The organism is Chelatococcus reniformis, from assembly GCF_014640075.1.
GTDB lineage: Bacteria > Pseudomonadota > Alphaproteobacteria > Rhizobiales > Beijerinckiaceae > Camelimonas > Camelimonas reniformis.
Map to the genome: position 1 here is coordinate 570,002 of NZ_BMGG01000003.1, position 17,854 is coordinate 587,855.

The window sequence follows — 17,854 nt, forward strand, 5'->3', positions numbered from 1 at the left end:
ATCCAAATACAAAGACTTGGAGCAATTCTAACCGATCAGTTGATTCCATCTGATCGGGAGATGCTCCGGGACAAGCCATAGGCGCCACGGGAGTTGCGGGCGAGCGATCGCAGCCTGCCCCAAGGCCGGGCTTGAGCGCGCGGACGCAGGCGCCATGCTGGCGCCCATGGCCCGCCGTCCGACGACCGATTCGCTGCCCATGGAGCTTCCCGAGGGCCCGACCTTCGATCGGGAAAGGCGCCTGCGCCGCCGCGGCCTGTGGCCGGTGGCCGGCCTCGACGAGGTGGGGCGTGGCCCCCTCGCCGGCCCGGTCGTTGCCGCCGCGGTGGTGCTCGACCCCGCCGATATCCCGGCCGGGCTCAACGACAGCAAGGCGCTCGACGGCGAGACGCGCGAGACGCTCTACCCCCTCATCATGGCCAAGGCGCTCGTCGGTGTCGCCTGCGTGTCGGCCCGCGAGATCGATGCGACCGACATCCGCAAGGCTTCGCTCGCCGCCATGAGCCGTGCCCTGGCGAGCCTGCCGGTTGCAGCCCGCTTCGCGCTCGTCGATGGCCGCGACCGGCCGGCGGTGCCGTGCGAGGTCGAGGCGATCATCCGCGGTGACGCCCTGGTCGCCTCCATCGCCGCTGCCTCCATCGTCGCCAAGGTGGTGCGCGACCGGCTGATGCGGCGCCTGTGCCAGCACTATCCGGTCTACGGCTTCTCCCGGCACGTGGGCTACGCCACGGTGGAGCACCGCCGCGCCATCGCGCAGCACGGGCCGTGCCCCTACCACCGGCTGAGCTTCGCGCCCTTCCGGCTGGCCGAGGCCCGGGCCGAGGCCGTGGCGGACGAGTTGACCCTCTAAGCGGGAACGACGCGGCCGTGTGCCGCCGCCGCGGCCTCTGCGTCCGACAAGTGCCAAAACGAGACGCCGGCCACGCCGGCGGCGCAACGGCATCTTTACCCCGAGCCGTCATGTTCCGGGTCCGTAAGTTGCGTAACCGGTATTGGCGACATGGGTATCATGCATACCGGGATCGCCGGCGCCGTCTCCCGGATTGAGGTTTCGCGTACCGGGACGACTGCGCCGGATTCCCGGATGGGCCTCGCAGCCCCCCTCGACCGCATCATCGTCGGCGATTGCATCGCAAGCCTCGACAGCCTGGCTGACGCCAGCGTCGACCTGGTCTTCGCCGATCCGCCCTACAACCTCCAGCTGGAACACGCGCTGACGCGCCCCGATCAGAGCCTGGTCGATGCCGTCGACGACGATTGGGACAAGTTCGCCAGCTTCGGCGAGTACGATGCGTTCACCCGCCGCTGGCTCACCGCCTGCCGCCGCGTGATGAAGCCCGACGCAGCGCTCTGGGTCATCGGGTCCTACCACAACATCTTCCGGGTGGGCGCCATCCTGCAGGACCTCGGCTTCTGGATCCTGAACGACATCGTCTGGCGCAAGGCCAACCCGATGCCGAACTTCCGCGGCCGGCGCTTCACCAACGCCCATGAGACGCTCATCTGGGCCACGCGCAGCTCGTCCAAGCGCTACACCTTCCACTACGAGGCGCTGAAAGGCGGCAACGACGACCTGCAAATGCGGTCCGACTGGTTCATCCCGTTGTGCACCGGCGACGAGCGGCTGAAAGGCGCCGACGGCCGCAAGGTCCACCCGACGCAGAAGCCCGAGGCGCTGCTCGCCCGCGTGCTGCTCGCCTCGTCGAACCCGGGCGACGTGGTGCTCGACCCCTTCCTGGGCACCGGAACCACCGCAGCGGTGGCCAAGAAACTGGGCCGCCGCTTCATCGGCCTGGAGCAGGATCCGGGCTATGCCGCGGCCGCCGAGCGCCGTATCGCAGGGGTGTCGCCGGTGACGTCCGCCGCCGTCGCGGCCGCGCCCGCGCGCCGCAGCGAACCGCGCGTTCCCTTCCTCTCGCTCATCGAGGCGGGACTGATCGCGCCGGGCGAGACACTGAGGGACCAGCGCGGCCGGCATCAGGCGCTGGTGCGGGCCGACGGCACCCTGTTGCTCGGCCCGGCGGTAGGGTCGATCCACAAGATCGGCGCCCTGGCCCAGGGACTGCCCGCCTGCAACGGCTGGACCTTCTGGCACGTCGAGCGCGCTGGCGCCCCGGTCCCCATCGACGATCTGCGCAGCGCCTTCCGCACCGCCTTCAAGGCTGCGGCCTAAGGCATTTGTGTGCGGATGAGATCGTCCAATGGCATGGAGCTGCTCCAGGCCCTTGAATCTGGAGCGCTCCGCGATCGGGCGATGCAGGCTCAGCCGTCGACCGGGCGGACCTCCACGCCCGCGTGAGCGAGCACCTTGCGCATCAGGTTCGGCAGTGCCTCGCCGCCGAGCGACGCCGCCGGCGCCCACCGGCAGCCGGCTGGGACCGGCGTCCCCTGCGCCACCTCGGCCCGCGCCACCGCGAGCTCCAGCGGAAAGTGCGTGAACACGTGCCGCACGATGCCGGGCAGCCGCCGCCACCGGGCGGCGAGCGGCGCCGCGGCCCAGGCGGCCGGATTCGGTGAGGACGTCCAATCGCTGCCCGGCACCTCGGCCATGCCGCCGAGCAGACCGCGCGGCGGCCGCGTCCTCAGCAGCACGGCGCCGTCGGCACGCACGCAGACGAACGCCGCCCCATGCCGCAGCGCCCCCTCGCGCTTGGGCGCCTTCCTGGGAAACGTCTCCTGCAAGCCGCTCCGCCGCGCCGCGCACGGGCCGGTCAACGGACAGAGCGCGCAAGCCGGCCGCTTGGGGGTGCATATGGTGGCGCCCAGGTCCATCATGGCCTGCGCGAAATCGCCGGGCCGCGGCGGCGGCACCAGCGCCGCGGTCCGGGCCCGGATGGCAGGCTTGGCCGCCGGCAGGGCCTCCTCGATGGCATAGAACCGGGTGATGACCCGCTCGACGTTGCCGTCCACCGGCGCTGCGACCCGATTGAACGCGATGGCGGCGATGGCGGCGGCCGTGTACGGCCCGATGCCGGGCAGCGCCAGCAGCTCCGCCTCGTCCTCCGGGAAGCGCCCACCGGGACGGGCCGCGACGGCCCTGGCGCAGGCGTGCAGGTTGCGGGCCCGCGAGTAATAGCCGAGTCCGGCCCAGGCCTGCATCACCGCCTCCGCCGGCGCCGCCGCCAGCTCCTCGACGGTCGCAAAGCGCGTCAGGAAGCGCTCGAAATAAGGGCGGACGGCGGTGACGGTGGTCTGCTGCAGCATGATCTCGGAGAGCCAGACCCGGTAGGGGTCGGGCCGCTCGCCCGGCCGCGCCCGCCAGGGCAGCGCCCGGCGGTGTCGGTCATACCAGGCGAGGACAGCGTCGGCAGGGGCTGCCGCGCCGGTGGCGGGCCTGCGGGTCTTTGAAGCTGTTGCGGCGGCGGTTACCATGGTCCTACCTAGCCCGGAGCAATCCGGCCGCAAAGCGGTTGCGGCCGGTCCCGATCCGGCAAGCGAAGCGATGCCCCACCATGAGACCCCCCTTCCGTTCCCGCGGTGCCGCGCCGCTCGCCGATATGGTCGACGCGTGCCTGGGCCCCGCGCTGGCGGCGCAGGGCTTTGCCGCCGCTGACGTCGTCGTCGCCTGGGCCGACATCGTCGGGCCGCGGCTCGCCGCCCACACCCAGCCCCTGCGCATCGAATGGCCGCGCCGAGCCCGCGACGGCGACGACCCCGCCCGCGCGGCGGCGCTGATCGTGCGCTCCACCAGCGCCTTCGCGCTCGAGCTTCAGCACATGGCGCCGGTCGTCATCGAAAGGGTCAACACTCATTTCGGCTGGCGCTGCGTCGGCCGCATCGTCATCCGCCAGGGGCTGGTGGCGCGCCCCGCCCCGCGGCCGCAGCCGCGCGGCCCGGACCCGGCCGCGGCGGCCGCCGTCCGCGACCTGACCGCGGACATTGAGGCAGCGCCCCTGCGCGAGGCGCTCCGGCGGCTCGGCGAGGCGGTGCTGTCCACGCCTCGCGCCGGTGCGGGCCGCCGCACTTGACGGCTGCTGATGTTGCCACAATTGCTTGCGCAATGTCCGCGATCCGGACCAGACGCCCGTAGCGCCTCGGCTTCCTGCCGCGGGCAACCCAGGAGTATTCGACATGATCACACGCCGTCGCGTGCTAGAGACCATGGCCGTCGGCGCGTTTGTGGCCACGGCGGCCCGATGGCTGCCGATCGCCCCGGCGGCGTGGGCCCAGGACGCCAAGCCCGAGGAGCTGAACCAGGCTGGGCCGCTCGGTGACGTGACCCTCGGCAACCCTGACGCCAAGGTCAACATCATCGAGTATGCGTCGTTGACCTGCTCGCACTGCGCCGAGTTCCACGAGAAGACCCTCCCGATGCTCAAGTCGAAATACATCGACACCGGCAAGGTGCGCTTCACGCTGCGCGAGTTCCCCCTCGATCCGCTAGCCACGGCCGGCTTCATGCTGGCCCGCTGCCAGGGCAATGACAAATATTACCCGATCAGCGACCTCCTGTTCTCCAAGCAGCAGCAATGGGCCTTCAACGACAAGCCGCTCGACGGCCTCGCCCAACTGGTCAAGCAGGCCGGTTACACACAGGAGAGCTTCGAGGCCTGCTTGAAGAATCAGAAGATCTATGACGCGGTAGTGGCCGAGCGCGACCGTGGTGCGAAGCTCGGCGTCAACTCGACGCCGACACTCTTCATCAACGGCAAAGTCTATCGGGGCGCATTGGAGCCTGCCGAGATGGAGAAGACGCTGGCGCCACTCCTCGCCGGCTGACGCTCCTCTATCGGAGCCGGCCCTTTCGCCCGGGCCGGCGCGCACCGGCGGAGCGTTTTGCTCTGGCGCGTTTCGCGAGCGGCGGTGCCCGCCCGTTCGCGAAGCGCGCCACGTGTACCGGCGCGGCGGAGGCTGCGATGAAGCTGACCCGACTGAAGATTGCGGGTTTCAAGTCGTTCGTCGACCCCACCGACGTCCTGATCGAGCCTGGGCTCACCGGCGTCGTCGGCCCGAACGGCTGCGGCAAGTCCAACCTGGTCGAGGCGCTGCGCTGGGTCATGGGCGAGAGCTCGCACAAGTCCCTGCGCGCCTCGGGCATGGACGACGTTATTTTCGCCGGCGCGGCTGGACGCCCCGCCCGCAATACGGCCGAGGTGATGCTCGTCGTCGACAACGCCGGCCGCACCGCCCCTGCCGCCTTCAACGATGCCGATGTGCTCGAGGTCTCCCGCCGCATCGAGCGCGAGGAAGGCTCCACCTACAAGATCAACGGCCGCGAGGTGCGGGCTCGCGACGTGCAGTTGCTGTTCGCCGACGCCGCCACCGGCGCGCGCTCGCCCGCCATGGTGCGCCAGGGCCAGATCGGCGAGATCATCGCAGCCAAGCCCCAGGCGCGCCGCCGCATCCTGGAGGACGCCGCCGGCATCGCCGGACTGAACTCCCGCCGCCACGAGGCCGAGTTGCGGCTCAGGGGGACGGAAGACAACCTCCTGCGCCTGGAAGACGTGCTGCATGAGATCGAGGCCCAGGTCGACAACCTGCGGCGGCAGAGCCGCCAGGCCGTCCGCTACCGCAACCTGTCGGGCGAGATCCGGCGGCTCGACGCGCTGCTGATGCTCATCGGCTACCGCGCCGCCCGCGACCAGCTGGCCACGGCCGAACGCACGCTCGAGCAGCACGTGCGGGCAGTCGCCGACCGCACCGCCGTCCAGGCCGAGGCGGCCAAGGAGCAGGCGCTCGTCGCCGCGACCCTCCCGGGCCTGCGCCAGGACGAGGCGGCCGGGGCCGCCGGCCTGCAGCGGCTCACCCTCGCCCGCAACGAGCTCGACGCCGAGGAACGCCGCACCCAGCAGCGTTCCGCCGAGCTGGTGCGCCGCATCGCCGAGATCGAGAAGGACGTCGCCCGCGAGAACGCTCAGGCGAGGGACGCGGCCGCCACGCTCGAACGCTTGACCGACGAGGTCGAGGCCCTGGGCGACGACGAGGACACCGCCGACCTCACCTTCGCGGCGAAGGCCGGCGTCGCCGATGCGGACGGGACGTTGGCAGAGGCCGAGGCCGCGCTGGCCGAGACCCAGACGCAGCTCGCCAATCTCAACGCTTCGCGCGCCGCGCTCGAGCGAGCTCAAGCCGAGGCGACCGAGCGCGCGCAGCGTCTGGAGGCCGAGCGCGCCGGGCTGGAGGGCCAGCTTGCCGCCCTGGACGAGAGCGATGGTGCCCTCGTGGAGCTCGATGAACTGCGCGAAACCACGACGCTGGCCGAGGACAGCTCGCTCGCAGCCGAAGAGCGGGCGGCGGAGGCGCGCGGCGGCGTCGCCGCGGCGCGGGACGGCGAGGCCCAGGCGCGGGCGCGGGCGACGGAGGCCGAGAAGGCGGCGCAGAAACTCGAGACCGAGGCGCGCACGGTGGCCAAACTGTTCGCCCCGCCGCCGGGTCGGCGCTTCGCCGCCGTGCTCGACGAGATCCGGGTCGCGAAGGGCTACGAGACGGCGCTCGGCGCAGCGCTCGGCGAGGATCTGGACGCGTCGGCCGACCCGTCCGCCCCGGTGCACTGGTCCGCCACCGCGGCGGGTGGCGATCCGCCCCTGCCCGGCGGCGCCGTCGCCCTGCTCGATTTTGTCGTGGCGCCTCCGGCCCTGGCACGTCGGCTCGCCCAGATCGGCGTGGTCGACCGGGCGGCGGGGCTCGCCCTGCGCGCCGGGCTCGCGCCCGGCCAGCGACTGGTGTCGATGGAAGGCGACCTGTGGCGCTGGGACGGCTTCACCGCCGCTGCCGACGCGCCGTCGGCGGCGGCGCGGCGCCTCGCCGAGCGCAATCGCCTGGCCGAGCTCGACGCCGCCGCCGAGACGGCGCGGCAGGCGGCCGAACAGGCCCGCGCCGGGCTGGATACGGCGCTGGCGGCGGTCCGCCGGGCCACGCAGGAGGAGGCCGCGACGATCGAGCTGTCGCGGTCGACGCGGCGCGCCTTCGACCAAGCGCGCGACGCCTTGGCCCAGGCCGAACGCCGGGCCGGCGAGGCGGCGTCGCGGCGGGCAGGGCTTGCCGAGGCGCTGAGCCGAACGGGGATCGCGGCAAATGAGGCGGCCGCCAAGGGCGAGCAGACACGCGCGGCGCTCGCCGCCCTGTCCGCGCCGGCGAAGCTGGAGAGCAAGCTCGGTCACGAGCGCATCAAGGTGGCGGAACGGCGAACCGCCGCGGCCGAGGCTCGCGCCGCGCTGCAGAACCTGCTGCGCGAGGCCGAAATGCGGGTGCAACGCCGCAACGGCCTGATTCGCGATATCGCCGCCTGGCGCGAGCGGGCCGGCCGCGCCGAGACGGGCCGCGCCGACCTGGAGCGGCGGCTGGAGGCGGCCCGGGACGAGCAGGACGTGCTGGCGGAGGCGCCCGACACCTTCGGCCTGCGCCGCCGCGATCTTGAGGCCGAGATCGAGGCGGCGGAAGGCCGACGCCGCGGGGCAGCCGATGCCCTGGCCGCGGCCGAGGCTGCGCTGGCAAATGCCGACCGGAGCGCACGCGAGGCGCTCACGGGCCTGTCGGAGGCGCGCGAAGCGCGCGCCGCCGCAGAGGCGCGGCTGGAGGCAGCGCGTACCAAACTGCGTGAGCTGATCCAGGCCATCACCGATTCGATCGGCGTCGCGCCCGAAGCGCTGCACGAACAGGCGGGTCTCAAGGCGGGCGACGACCTGCCCGATGCTGCGGCGACGGAACAGCGGCTGGCCGCCCTCAAGGGCGATCGCGAGCGGCTCGGCGGCGTCAACCTGCGGGCCGAAGAGGAACTCGTCGAAGTCGAGGGCAAGCACGACGCTCTGGTCGCGGAACGCGACGACCTGACGGAGGCGATCCGGCGCCTGCGAACCGCCATCGGCAACCTCAACCGCGAGGGCCGCGAGCGGCTGCTCGCCGCCTTCGAGGTGGTCAACGGCCATTTCCAGTCGCTGTTCACCACCCTGTTCGGCGGCGGCACGGCGGAGCTCAGTCTCATCGAAGCCGACGACCCGCTCGAAGCCGGGCTCGAGATCATCGCCAGGCCGCCCGGCAAGAAGCCCCAGGTGATGACCCTGATGTCCGGCGGCGAGCAGGCGCTCACCGCAACGGCACTGATCTTCGCCGTCTTCCTGACCAATCCCTCGCCGATCTGCGTGCTCGACGAGGTCGACGCCCCGCTCGACGACGCCAACGTCGAACGCTACTGCGACCTGCTCCAGGAGATGGTTCGCCGCAGCGAGACCCGCTTCGTCGTCATCACCCACAACCCGATCACCATGGCGCGCATGGACCGGCTGTTTGGCGTGACCATGGCCGAGCGCGGCGTGTCCCAGGTAGTGTCTGTCGACCTGAGGGAAGCGGAGGCCCTCCAGGAAGCCGTGTGAACGCGGCGATTAGGTCCACGCATGGTGGCCGACATGGCGAGCGTCAGCAGCCGCATGCGGCCCGCTGTCGCAATTGCGGCGGAAACGAGTCCGGCAGGGCCGCCGACAACGCCGCCCATGTCGGAAGAAATGGAACAACTTCAATGGTTTATGCGAATTTAACGCGCCTTGACACTCGAAGGTGCAAAAATTATGGTGCCCGCGGCCGAGGGGGGTATCGGGCCGGGCATCTTGCCTTGCTCCGCGGGGTTCGCCATGACCGGTGACACGACGCGGGACGGCGGGGGCGCCAACACCGACGCCGCCAAGGCTGTCAATACGGACGCCGATCTCTCCCGGAGATTGAGTCGTCTGGATCAGGAACTCGGCCAGCGGCGGGCGGCGGACGCCCGCGACAAGGCGGCGGACGCCGACCCCGAGGCGGGCCCATCACCGCTCGCGCGCGGCTTCCGCCTCTCGGCGGAGTTCGTAGCCGGCGTCGGTGCAGGCGCCATCCTCGGATGGCTGCTGGACCGTGTGCTGGGGTCGTCCCCCTGGGGGATGATCGTCCTTTTGATGCTCGGCTTCTGCGCCGGCATCTACAACGTTTTGCGCGCGGCAGGCCATCTGCGCTCAGGAACAGGCCCTTCGGCCTGACCGGGAGCGCAGGCAGCGGCAGCGGGCTTCGCTCGGTGGAGAATCATCGGTCGCACGGCCGGGTTCGCCGCTGCGTTTTGGTGTGATCGCATCGTCCGGGCGTAGGGTCCGGCAGGGTGGCGTCACGAGGCGACAGGGAAAGGACCGAACCGGCCATGGCCGATCCGATCCATCAGTTCCAGATCCAGAACATCGTGACGCTCGGGCACGTCGGCGGCCAAGAGATCGCCCTCACCAATTCGGCTCTCTACATGATCGGCGCCGTGGTGGTGATCACCGCGCTTCTCGTCGGTGGCATGAGTCGCGGCGCGCTGGTGCCGGGTCGGCTGCAGTCCCTGGTGGAGATGACCTACGAGTTCGTCGCCAACACGGTACGAACATCCGCCGGCACCGAGGGCATGAAGTTCCTGCCCTTCGTCTTCTCGATCTTCATGTTCGTGCTGATCCTCAACCTCTTCGGCATGATTCCCTATGCCTTCACGGTGACCAGCCACATCATCATCACCTTCGCGCTCGCCGCCCTGGTGATCGGCCTCGTCATCGTCTACGGCTTCATCAAGCATGGCCTGGGGTTCCTCAAGCTGTTCGTGCCGTCGGGCGTGCCCGGCTGGCTGCTGCCGCTGCTGGTGACGATCGAGGTGATCTCGTTCGTGTCGCGGCCGCTCAGCCTGTCGGTTCGTCTTTTCGCCAACATGCTCGCCGGCCACATCGCGCTGAAGATCTTCGCCGGATTCGTCGCCACCCTGCTCGCCGCCGGGGCCTGGAGCGTGCTGTCGCCGCTGCCGCTGGCGCTGGCCGTGGCGCTCACGGCGCTCGAGGTGCTGGTCGCGGTGCTGCAAGCCTACGTGTTCGCCACCCTGACCACGATCTACCTCAACGACGCGCTGCACCCCGGCCATCACTGACGGCCTCCGAACCACCTCTTCACCTTTGAAATCCAATCAAGGAGCACTTCCATGGATCCCGTAGCTGCAAAGTACATCGGCGCTGGTCTGGCCTGCCTGGGCATGGCCGGTGCGGGCATCGGTCTCGGCACCCTGTTCGGTCAGTTCCTCTCGGGCGCGCTGCGCAACCCCTCCGCCGCCGCGGGCCAGCAGGGCACGCTGCTCCTCGGCTTCGCGCTGACGGAAGCGCTCGGCATCTTCTCGCTGCTGATCGCGCTGCTGCTGCTGTTCGCCGTCTGATGCGCCGCGCGCCGGCGGGGCTCGCCTCGCCGCTGCGTTTCGCCTGACGTGACGTGAGCCGCCGGGCCGGCATGGCCAGCCGGGCGGCTGCCTTCGACGCAACCGGGGGACGGCGGGGCGCACCCCCGCCCCGAGGATAAGGTGGCATGGCCCAACCCACTCAGACCGGCACCGAGCAGGCCTCGCACGCGGCCCATAGTGCCGCCTTCCCGCCCTTCGATGGGACCACCTTTGGGTCCCAGCTGATCTGGATCGCGCTGACCTTCGGCGTGCTCTACCTGCTCATGTCCCGTGTCGCGCTGCCGCGAATCGAAGGCGTGCTGAAGAACCGCCACAGCAAGATCGCCGGCGATCTGGCCGAGGCGCAGCGGCTCCGCACGGAGTCGGAGGAGGCGATGCAGGCCTATGAGAAGGCTCTGCACGACGCCCGCACCAACGCGCAGGCCATCGGCCAGAAGACCCGTGAAGACTCGGCAGCCGAGTTCGACACCCGGCGCAAGGCGCTCGAGGCCGATCTGAACGCCAAGATCGCGTCGGCGGAAGAAACCATTCGCACCAGCACGGCGGCGGCCATGACGAGCGTACGCGGTATCGCCGCGGATGCCGCGACCGCTATCGTCGAGCGGCTGACCGGCACGACGCCGGCCCCGTCCGAGGTGATTGCCGCGCTCGACCGCGCCGCCGCATAAGGACAACCCGATGCTCTCGCAACCGGAATTCTGGGTCGCCGTCGCCTTCGTCATCTTCGTCGCCCTGGCTTGGAAGGCTGGCGGCTTCAAAGCGATGGCGACGGGGCTGGACAACCGCGGCCAGCGCATCGAGCGCGAACTCGCCGAGGCACAGCGGCTCAGTCAGGAGGCCCGATCGCTCCGCGATGAATATGTGCGCAAGCGTGAGGAGGCCGAGAAGGAGGCCCTCGCCATCGTCGCCAGCGCCCGCGAGGAGGCCGAGCGGGCAACTGAGGAAGCGCACACGCGCCTCAACGAGTTCGTGGCGCGCCGGACGGCGGCCGCCGAAGCCAAGATCGCTCAGGCCGAGACCCAGGCGACCGCCGAGGTGCGCGCCGCTGCGGCCGAGGCTGCAATTCGCGCGTCCGAGTTGATCCTGCGCGACAAGGTGAAGGGCGAGGTTGCGGCCAGGCTCCTTGAGCGCAGCGTCTCGGATCTCAAGCGCTCCTTCGGCTGAGCCACCGGACTTGCTGACGCGAAAGCCGCCCCTCGGGGCGGCTTTTTTATTGGGCCGCGCCAACCTCGTTGGCCCCCACACGTCGAGAACGACGACCGCGGCCGGCAGAGGCGGGTGGAGGTCGGTCCCCGCCTGCGGATGGCCCGTGCCGCCCGAGCCCCGCGTCTACAGCGCCCGGGCCCAATCATGGCCGGGGTGGAGGAGCGCGAGGGAGGCCTTCAGCCAGTGGCGCTCCGCGATCGGCAGCTTGGGGAGCGCCCGCGCGAAGTCCTCTTCGTCCTTGGCGCGCCGGTGCTTCGCCTTGAAGAGGAGGATCGCCGCGGGATTCAGGTAGGGAACGCCATCACCGGCGGCGGTCACCATTTCGGCGCGCGCCCTGCGGATCGTCGGAGCCCTCCTGTAGGCCCACATCTCCACCGAGCCCGGTTCGATCATCATGTCGGCCCGCCAGCGTCTGGCCGTGCGGTCGAGGCACCAGATCTGAAAGACCTCCGCCGGCACCTCCTGATCCGCCGGCAGCGCCTCGACGATACCGTCGCACGCCGTGAAGAAGTCCATGCCGTCGAGTTGGCAGCGAAAATGGCCCAGATCCTGGCGCAGCACGGCAAATTCGAGATCGTCGTGCTCGCGGGTCTGGCGTCCATGCCAAAGGTCCAGAGCCCAGCCACCGACGACGCACCATGGCCTCGCGATCCCCTTCAGCCGCGTCGACAGCTCACGGGGATGCCACGCGGTCCAGTCGGCTTGGTCCGGCGTCGTGTGGATGGGTCGGTCCCTCATCCACGGAATGATAAAAGCATTTCGTGATCGATCCGCTTGGTCTCAGTTGGTCACGACTGCAACCACTCTGCGTCACACGCCGCCGCATCCCCCATCTAGGCGGAGACGCATGCAAGTTGCGCATGGGGCTGCGACAAAATAAGGCAGCAATGCTGTCATAAACCCATTGCGAAACCGGCGTCGAACCCTTACTTCGTGAGGTGCAGCAGCGATGCTGCAGCCCTCCTTGGGCGTTTCCTCCCTAGACTTGGGCCGTGCTCTTGAGCACGGCCCCTTTTCTTTTGGCGGCCCTGCCCCGCCCTTTCTGCCGAGCCGCCGGTCTGTTATCCATGGGGGGCCGACCGTCTCTCGGGGGTCTCGATGCTGCGCGCCGTGTTGACGGCAATCCTGCTCCTGCCCGTCCTCGCCACCGCTGCTGGTGCGGCCGAGCCGAGCCCTTTCGTCATTCCGGACTGGCAATCGGCCTGCGCGGTGCATGGCCCCGGCTTCAAGGCATTGCCGGGCTCGAGCTCCTGCATCCGCATCGGTGGACGCGCAACGATGGCGGTCGATGCCGGCACGAGGCGTAGCGCCCCCGCTGCGGGCCGCCGCGCCATAGGCATGGGCGCCATGGGCCAGGTCGAAGCCGATGTCCGCACTCAGACCGAGGTCGGGCCACTCCGCGCCTTCGTTCGCCTGCGAGCCGGCAGCGGCACGGGAACGGCGCCGCTCTCCCGCTGAGTTAGCGGTGGTCGCAGCGCGAGGTCGCGTGCGCGGCGAAGCGAGTTTCACCGGGACGCATCGGTCCGCGCCAGGTTGGGCCAGCGCGCATAGGCAAATACCCAGAGCACGACGAGCGAAACGAAGGGGATGACAGCGGCGACACACCACCAGCCGCTGTATCCGGCCCTCCGCGCAATTTTTGCCGCTGGGAACATCACAAGAAAGAAAAGCGCCAGCACGATCGCCCAATGCCAAATAGATATGTTTCCCATGCCCCGACCCTCCGTTGGCAATGCGTGGCGTGAGCGCTGAGATCACATCCCTGCGGCTCAGGCCACCTCGGTCACGCGTGCGAACTCGTCTCGGAGCTCGCGCTTCATCACCTTGCCGATGGGGCTGCGCGGCAGTTGCTCGAGGAGTTGCACGGCGGCGAGCCGCTGGATCTTGCCGAGCCGGCCGTTGGCCCATTCCCGGATCGCCTCTGCCGTCTCGCCGCGGCCGGGCTTGAGCACGACAAAGGCCACCGGCGTCTCGCCCCAGCGCTCAGACGGCAACCCCACGACGGCAACGTCGTGGATGGCCTCGTTGGATTGAAGCACCGCTTCGATATCGCTCGGGTAGATGTTGAAGCCCCCCGAGATGATCATGTCCTTCTTGCGGTCCATCAGCGTCAGGAAGCCGTCCGCATCGAAGCGGCCGACGTCGCCGGTGCGGATGAAGCGCCGGCCGTCCGGCGCATACCACTCCGCCTCGCGCGTCTTCGCCGGCTGGTTGTGATAGCCGTTCATGATCGCAGGCGAATGGCCCACGACCTCGCCGATCTCGCCCTGAAGGACGGTCTGCCCGGTCTCGTCGATGAGACGAACGTCATGGCCCTGTGACGGCCGCCCCACGGTGTGCAGCTTGTCCGGGAACTCATGGGCGACAAGGACGCAGCTGCCCCCCCCTTCGGTCATGCCGTAATACTCCACCAGGCCACCCGGCCAGCGCGCCAACACGTCGGCCTTCAGGCTCGCGGCAAAGGGCGCGCTGGTGCAGAACTTCATGCGGAAGCTCGCAAGGTCGAAGCTCGCGAAATTCGGCAGGTCCATGATGCGCTTGTACTGCACCGGCACCAGCATGGCGTGGGTGGCGCGGTGGCGCTCGGCCAGCGTCAGGAAGCCCTCGGCGTCGAACTTCTCCATCAGCACCACGGCGCCGCCGAGCGCCAAGGTCGGGAAGAAGCTGACCAACGTGGTGTTGGAATAGAGCGGCGTCGAGACGACGGCGACGGCGTCCGAGCCATAGCCGAAGATGCCGCCCCGCTGCACGTGCGCCCAGCGCATGCGGTGCGACTGGATGATCCCCTTGGGGACCCCGGTGGTGCCGGAGGAATAGATGATGTTGAACGGCGACGTGCGCTCGAGGCTCACCGGCTCGGGCCGTGCGCCCGGGGCGGCGAGCCATCCGGTGAACGGCCGCCCGGCGTCCGAGCCATCGAGCGACACGATCTCACCGGCAAAGTCATCGAACGGACCGAGCGACTGCGCCACGCCCTGGTCCACGAAGAATATGCGGGCGCCCGAATCGGCGATCATCGCCGCCAGGCCCTCGGCCGACGACGAGGGCGCGAGCGGCGTCACCACGACGCCGGCCCGAAGTGCCCCGAGAAATGTCACGGCATAGGGAATCGACGACGAGGCACAGACGGCGATGGTGTCGCCGCGCTTGAGGCCGTCGCGCTGGAGGCTCGCTGCCACCCGGTCCATAAGCGCGTCGAGCTCGCCGTAGGTCAGCCGCTCGTCTCGATGAACGAGGGCGGTGGCGTCCGGCCGGGCCCGGGCGTGACGACCGATGAGATCGGGGATCAGGCCAAACTCTTGAGCCAGCAGGTCTGCCACCACAGAGCTCTGCGGCGCGGGGAACTCGGTCGACATAGGCGCATCCTCGGCGGCGTGAGCGCTTCCCGAACCGCGGGATCGCCGGATCCGAGAAGCACTCCTGATTCGAAAAAGCACGAGCATGCCGCCCGGCCGGCCATCGCGCCTGACCGGGCCATGCTCATCACGTGAGCGCCGCCCCGAATGCACCTATTCCGCGGCTTCCGCAATTGGCGCGGGGGGCGTCCAGCGCAGGACGGGCTGACGCGCCGCGCGGGTCTCGTCGAGACGCCGCCGCGGCGCGTAGTAGGGTGCGCCGGTGAAGCGTTCGCTATCGCCGGCCCTGGCTGCGAGCGCCAGGTCGCGCAGCGTCGCCACGAATAGGTCGAGCGACGCCTTCGACTCCGATTCCGTCGGTTCGATGAGCATGGCGCCGTGCACGACGAGCGGGAAGTACATGGTCATCGGGTGATACCCCTCGTCGATCATCGCCTTGGCGAAATCGAGCGTGGTCACGCCGCTGTCCTTGAGCCAGGCATCGTCGAACAGCACCTCCTGCATGCACAGGCGGTTGCCGAAGGGGAGCGACATCAGGTCGGCGAGGCCGACGCGGATGTAGTTGGCGGCGAGCACCGCGTCGTCGGAGGCCTGCGCCAGGCCGTCGCCGCCGTGCGACAGCATGTAGGTCAGCGCCCGCACGAACATGCCCATCTGGCCGTGGAACGCCGACAGGCGGCCAAACGGCCGGGCCTCGTCGGCGTCGGCCCCGACTTCCACCAGCTCGACACCGTCGGCGCCCGTCCGAAGCAGGGGCAGCGGCGCGAAGGCCGACACGCGCGCCGACAGCACCACCGGGCCGGAGCCCGGGCCGCCGCCGCCGTGAGGGGTGGAGAAGGTCTTGTGCAGGTTGATCTGCATGGCGTCGATGCCGAGATCGCCGGGCCGGGCACGCCCCATGATGGCGTTGAGGTTGGCGCCGTCGCAGTAGATGTAGGCCCCGGCCTCGTGCACGATCCGCGCGATCTCGGCGATGTCACGCTCGAACAGCCCGCAGGTGTTCGGATTGGTGATCATGAGAGCGGCGATGTCGGGGCCGACGAGCTTGGCCACCTCGGCGGGGTCGACCGTGCCGTCGGCACGCACGGGGACAGCCCTGACCGGCATGCCGACCATGGCGGCGGTCGCCGGATTGGTGCCGTGGGCCGAGTCCGGCACCAGGACGACCTTGCGGGTCGCCGCCTCGCCCTTGGCGGCGATGGCCGACTTGATCGCCGCCATGCCGCACAGCTCACCGTGCGCGCCGGCACGCGGCGACAGGCTGATCGCCGGCATGCCGGTGATCTCCATCAGCCAAGCGGCGAGCTCCTGCATCAGCGCGAGCGCGCCCGGGACCGTCGACACCGGCTGCAACGGATGCACGTCGGCAAAGCCCGGCAGCCGCGCCATGCGCTCGTTCAGACGCGGGTTGTGCTTCATCGTGCAGGAGCCGAGCGGCACCGGCCCGGTGTCGATGCTGAAATTGCGCTGCGACAGGCGCACGTAGTGGCGCACCGCCTCCGGCTCCGACAGGCCCGGAAGCCCGATGTCGCCGGTCCGCTCCAGGGTTCCGAGGCGCGCGATGAAGGGCTCGGGCTCGTCGAAATCGACGCCGGTCGCGTCGGCGCGGCCGAGCTCGAACAACAGCGCCTCCTCCTGCAAGATGGCGCGATTGCCGGTGAAGGTGGCATGCGTCTCGGCGCTGCCGACGCCCGGCGTGGTGGGCCGTCCCTGACGGTTCAACATCACAGCACCTCCTGAAGTGCCGCCACCAGGGCAGCCCGGTCGTCGTCCGTGTTGACCTCGGTGGACGCCACCAGCAGGTGGTCATCGAGCCCGGCGCCGGGCAGCAGGCGCGACACCGGCACGCCGCCGAGAATGCCCTTGGCGGCGAGCGCCGCCACCACGTCGGCAGCGGGCTTGGGCAGCTTCACCGTGAACTCGTTGAAGAAGGTGTCGTTCAGGATCTCGACGTCCGGCACGGCGCCCAGCGCATCCGCCAGCTTGACGGCAGCCGCGTGGTTGATGCGCGCCACGCGCCTGAGGCCCACCTCGCCGAGCAACGCGAGGTGAATCGAAAAGGCCAGCGCGCAGAGCCCCGAGCTCGTGCACATGTTGGAGGTCGCCTTCTCGCGGCGGATATGCTGCTCGCGCGTCGACAGGGTGAGGACGAAGCCGCGCTTGCCTTCCGCATCCACCGTCTCGCCGCAGAGCCGGCCCGGCATCTGCCGCACGAACTTGGCGCGCGTGGCGAACAGGCCGACATAGGGCCCGCCGAAATTGAGGGCATTGCCGATCGACTGCCCCTCGCCCACCACGATGTCCGCGCCCATGTCGCCCGGCGCCGTCACCAAGCCGAGCGACATCGCCTCGGTGAAGACCGCGATGAGCAAAGCGCCGTGGGCGTGGGCCTTGTCGGCGATCGCCTGGAGATCGCGCAGGTTGCCGAACACGTCGGGCGTCTGCACCACGACGCAGGAGACGGTGTCGTCGATCGCCGCCAGCAGATCCTCGGTCGCCCGCACGTCCGGCGCCAGCGTCTCGACCGTATCGCCGCCGAGTGCCGACAGGGTGCGGACCACCTCGGCGTAGTGCGGGTGCAGGCCGCCGGACAGCACCGCCTTGCGCCGCCGCGTCACCCGGTGGGCCATCAGCACGGCCTCGCCGCAAGCGGTGGAGCCGTCGTAGACGGAGGCGTTCGCCACATCCATGCCGGTGAGCAGGCAGACCTGGGTCTGGAACTCGAACATGTATTGCAGGAAGCCCTGGGCGATCTCGGGCTGGTAGGGCGTGTAGCCGGTGAGGAACTCCGAGCGCTGGATCAGATGGTCGACCGTGGCCGGCACATAGTGCTTGTAGGCGCCGGCGCCCACGAAGAAGGGCCCGGCCCCGGCCGGCCTGTTCTGGGCCGCGAGCCGAGACAGCAGGCGCTCGACCTCCATCTCGCCCTTGTGCCGCGGCAGCTTGGGCAGCCCGTGGGCGCGCATCGCCTGCGGGATGTCGGCGAACAGCTCGTCCATCGAGCGCACGCCGACGCGGGCCAGCATCTCGCCGCGGTCAGTTTCGGATAAGGGAAGGTATCGCATTCAGGCCGGTCCTTGGTTGCTCACCAGAGCGCTTGATTCGATCGGGCGAGCGCGCCCGATCGCACGGCAAGCGATCC

At 69.9% G+C, this 17,854-nt stretch carries 17 protein-coding genes; 11 read left to right on the forward strand and 6 right to left on the reverse strand.

Features of this window, described 5'->3' with window-relative positions; all coding sequences use genetic code 11:
* Positions 1 to 166 precede the first annotated feature (166 nt).
* Positions 167 to 850, forward strand: a complete 684-nt coding sequence (gene rnhB / locus IEW34_RS10700; protein WP_188609260.1) for a ribonuclease HII — start codon at positions 167 to 169, stop codon at positions 848 to 850.
* A 150-nt stretch (positions 851 to 1,000) separates the two neighbouring features.
* The gene (locus IEW34_RS10705) at positions 1,001 to 2,173 is read left to right on the forward strand and encodes a site-specific DNA-methyltransferase (RefSeq protein ID WP_373288238.1); all 1,173 of its coding nucleotides are present in this window, start codon (positions 1,001 to 1,003) and stop codon (positions 2,171 to 2,173) included.
* Positions 2,174 to 2,262: 89 nt separating this feature from the next.
* On the opposite strand, the gene mutY is transcribed toward IEW34_RS10705, so the two are convergent.
* Positions 2,263 to 3,372, reverse strand: coding sequence for an A/G-specific adenine glycosylase (mutY, locus tag IEW34_RS10710; protein ID WP_188609144.1), 1,110 nt, complete (start codon positions 3,370 to 3,372; stop codon positions 2,263 to 2,265).
* Positions 3,373 to 3,452: 80 nt separating this feature from the next.
* On the opposite strand from mutY, the gene IEW34_RS10715 reads away from it, so the two are divergent.
* The 8 genes from IEW34_RS10715 to IEW34_RS10750 all read left to right on the forward strand — a co-directional run bounded on the left by IEW34_RS10715 (position 3,453) and on the right by IEW34_RS10750 (position 11,314).
* Positions 3,453 to 3,968, forward strand: coding sequence for a DUF721 domain-containing protein (locus IEW34_RS10715; protein WP_188609145.1), 516 nt, complete (start codon positions 3,453 to 3,455; stop codon positions 3,966 to 3,968).
* A gap of 103 nt (positions 3,969 to 4,071) precedes the next feature.
* Positions 4,072 to 4,719 (forward strand): DsbA family protein, encoded by a 648-nt coding sequence (locus IEW34_RS10720; RefSeq protein ID WP_188609146.1) that lies wholly within the window; start codon positions 4,072 to 4,074, stop codon positions 4,717 to 4,719.
* A gap of 137 nt (positions 4,720 to 4,856) precedes the next feature.
* On the forward strand, positions 4,857 to 8,309 hold the full coding sequence (locus IEW34_RS10725; RefSeq protein WP_188609147.1) for a chromosome segregation SMC family protein: 3,453 nt from the start codon (positions 4,857 to 4,859) through the stop codon (positions 8,307 to 8,309).
* A 255-nt stretch (positions 8,310 to 8,564) separates the two neighbouring features.
* Entirely contained in the window at positions 8,565 to 8,945 is a 381-nt protein-coding gene (locus tag IEW34_RS10730; RefSeq protein WP_188609148.1) for an AtpZ/AtpI family protein, read from the forward strand.
* A gap of 155 nt (positions 8,946 to 9,100) precedes the next feature.
* Entirely contained in the window at positions 9,101 to 9,850 is a 750-nt protein-coding gene (locus tag IEW34_RS10735; RefSeq protein ID WP_188609149.1) for a F0F1 ATP synthase subunit A, read from the forward strand.
* A 51-nt stretch (positions 9,851 to 9,901) separates the two neighbouring features.
* Positions 9,902 to 10,129 (forward strand): F0F1 ATP synthase subunit C, encoded by a 228-nt coding sequence (locus tag IEW34_RS10740; RefSeq protein ID WP_188609150.1) that lies wholly within the window; start codon positions 9,902 to 9,904, stop codon positions 10,127 to 10,129.
* Between the two features lie 146 nt (positions 10,130 to 10,275).
* Positions 10,276 to 10,818, forward strand: coding sequence for a F0F1 ATP synthase subunit B family protein (locus IEW34_RS10745; protein WP_188609151.1), 543 nt, complete (start codon positions 10,276 to 10,278; stop codon positions 10,816 to 10,818).
* A gap of 10 nt (positions 10,819 to 10,828) precedes the next feature.
* Positions 10,829 to 11,314, forward strand: a complete 486-nt coding sequence (locus IEW34_RS10750) for a F0F1 ATP synthase subunit B family protein (RefSeq protein ID WP_188609152.1) — start codon at positions 10,829 to 10,831, stop codon at positions 11,312 to 11,314.
* A 165-nt stretch (positions 11,315 to 11,479) separates the two neighbouring features.
* Here the strand turns inward: IEW34_RS10750 and IEW34_RS10755 are convergent, their stop codons facing one another.
* The gene (locus tag IEW34_RS10755; protein ID WP_188609153.1) at positions 11,480 to 12,094 is read right to left on the reverse strand and encodes a nucleotidyltransferase domain-containing protein; all 615 of its coding nucleotides are present in this window, start codon (positions 12,092 to 12,094) and stop codon (positions 11,480 to 11,482) included.
* A 360-nt stretch (positions 12,095 to 12,454) separates the two neighbouring features.
* Between IEW34_RS10755 and IEW34_RS10760 the strand changes: the two genes are divergently transcribed.
* Positions 12,455 to 12,814 (forward strand): porin, encoded by a 360-nt coding sequence (locus tag IEW34_RS10760; protein WP_188609154.1) that lies wholly within the window; start codon positions 12,455 to 12,457, stop codon positions 12,812 to 12,814.
* Between the two features lie 47 nt (positions 12,815 to 12,861).
* Here IEW34_RS10760 and IEW34_RS10765 read toward each other — a convergent pair whose 3' ends face one another.
* The 4 genes from IEW34_RS10765 to gcvPA all read right to left on the reverse strand — a co-directional run bounded on the left by IEW34_RS10765 (position 12,862) and on the right by gcvPA (position 17,777).
* A complete protein-coding gene (locus IEW34_RS10765; RefSeq protein ID WP_188609155.1) occupies positions 12,862 to 13,068 on the reverse strand; it encodes a Sec-independent protein translocase family protein in 207 nt (68 codons plus the stop codon).
* A gap of 57 nt (positions 13,069 to 13,125) precedes the next feature.
* Positions 13,126 to 14,712 (reverse strand): class I adenylate-forming enzyme family protein, encoded by a 1,587-nt coding sequence (locus tag IEW34_RS10770; RefSeq protein WP_188609156.1) that lies wholly within the window; start codon positions 14,710 to 14,712, stop codon positions 13,126 to 13,128.
* A gap of 153 nt (positions 14,713 to 14,865) precedes the next feature.
* Entirely contained in the window at positions 14,866 to 16,437 is a 1,572-nt protein-coding gene (gcvPB, locus tag IEW34_RS10775) for an aminomethyl-transferring glycine dehydrogenase subunit GcvPB (RefSeq protein WP_188609157.1), read from the reverse strand.
* Complete coding sequence (gene gcvPA / locus IEW34_RS10780; RefSeq protein WP_188609158.1) at positions 16,437 to 17,777, reverse strand: aminomethyl-transferring glycine dehydrogenase subunit GcvPA; 1,341 nt, start codon at positions 17,775 to 17,777, stop codon at positions 16,437 to 16,439. The genes gcvPB and gcvPA overlap by 1 nt, the downstream gene beginning before the upstream one ends.
* Positions 17,778 to 17,854 lie beyond the last annotated feature (77 nt).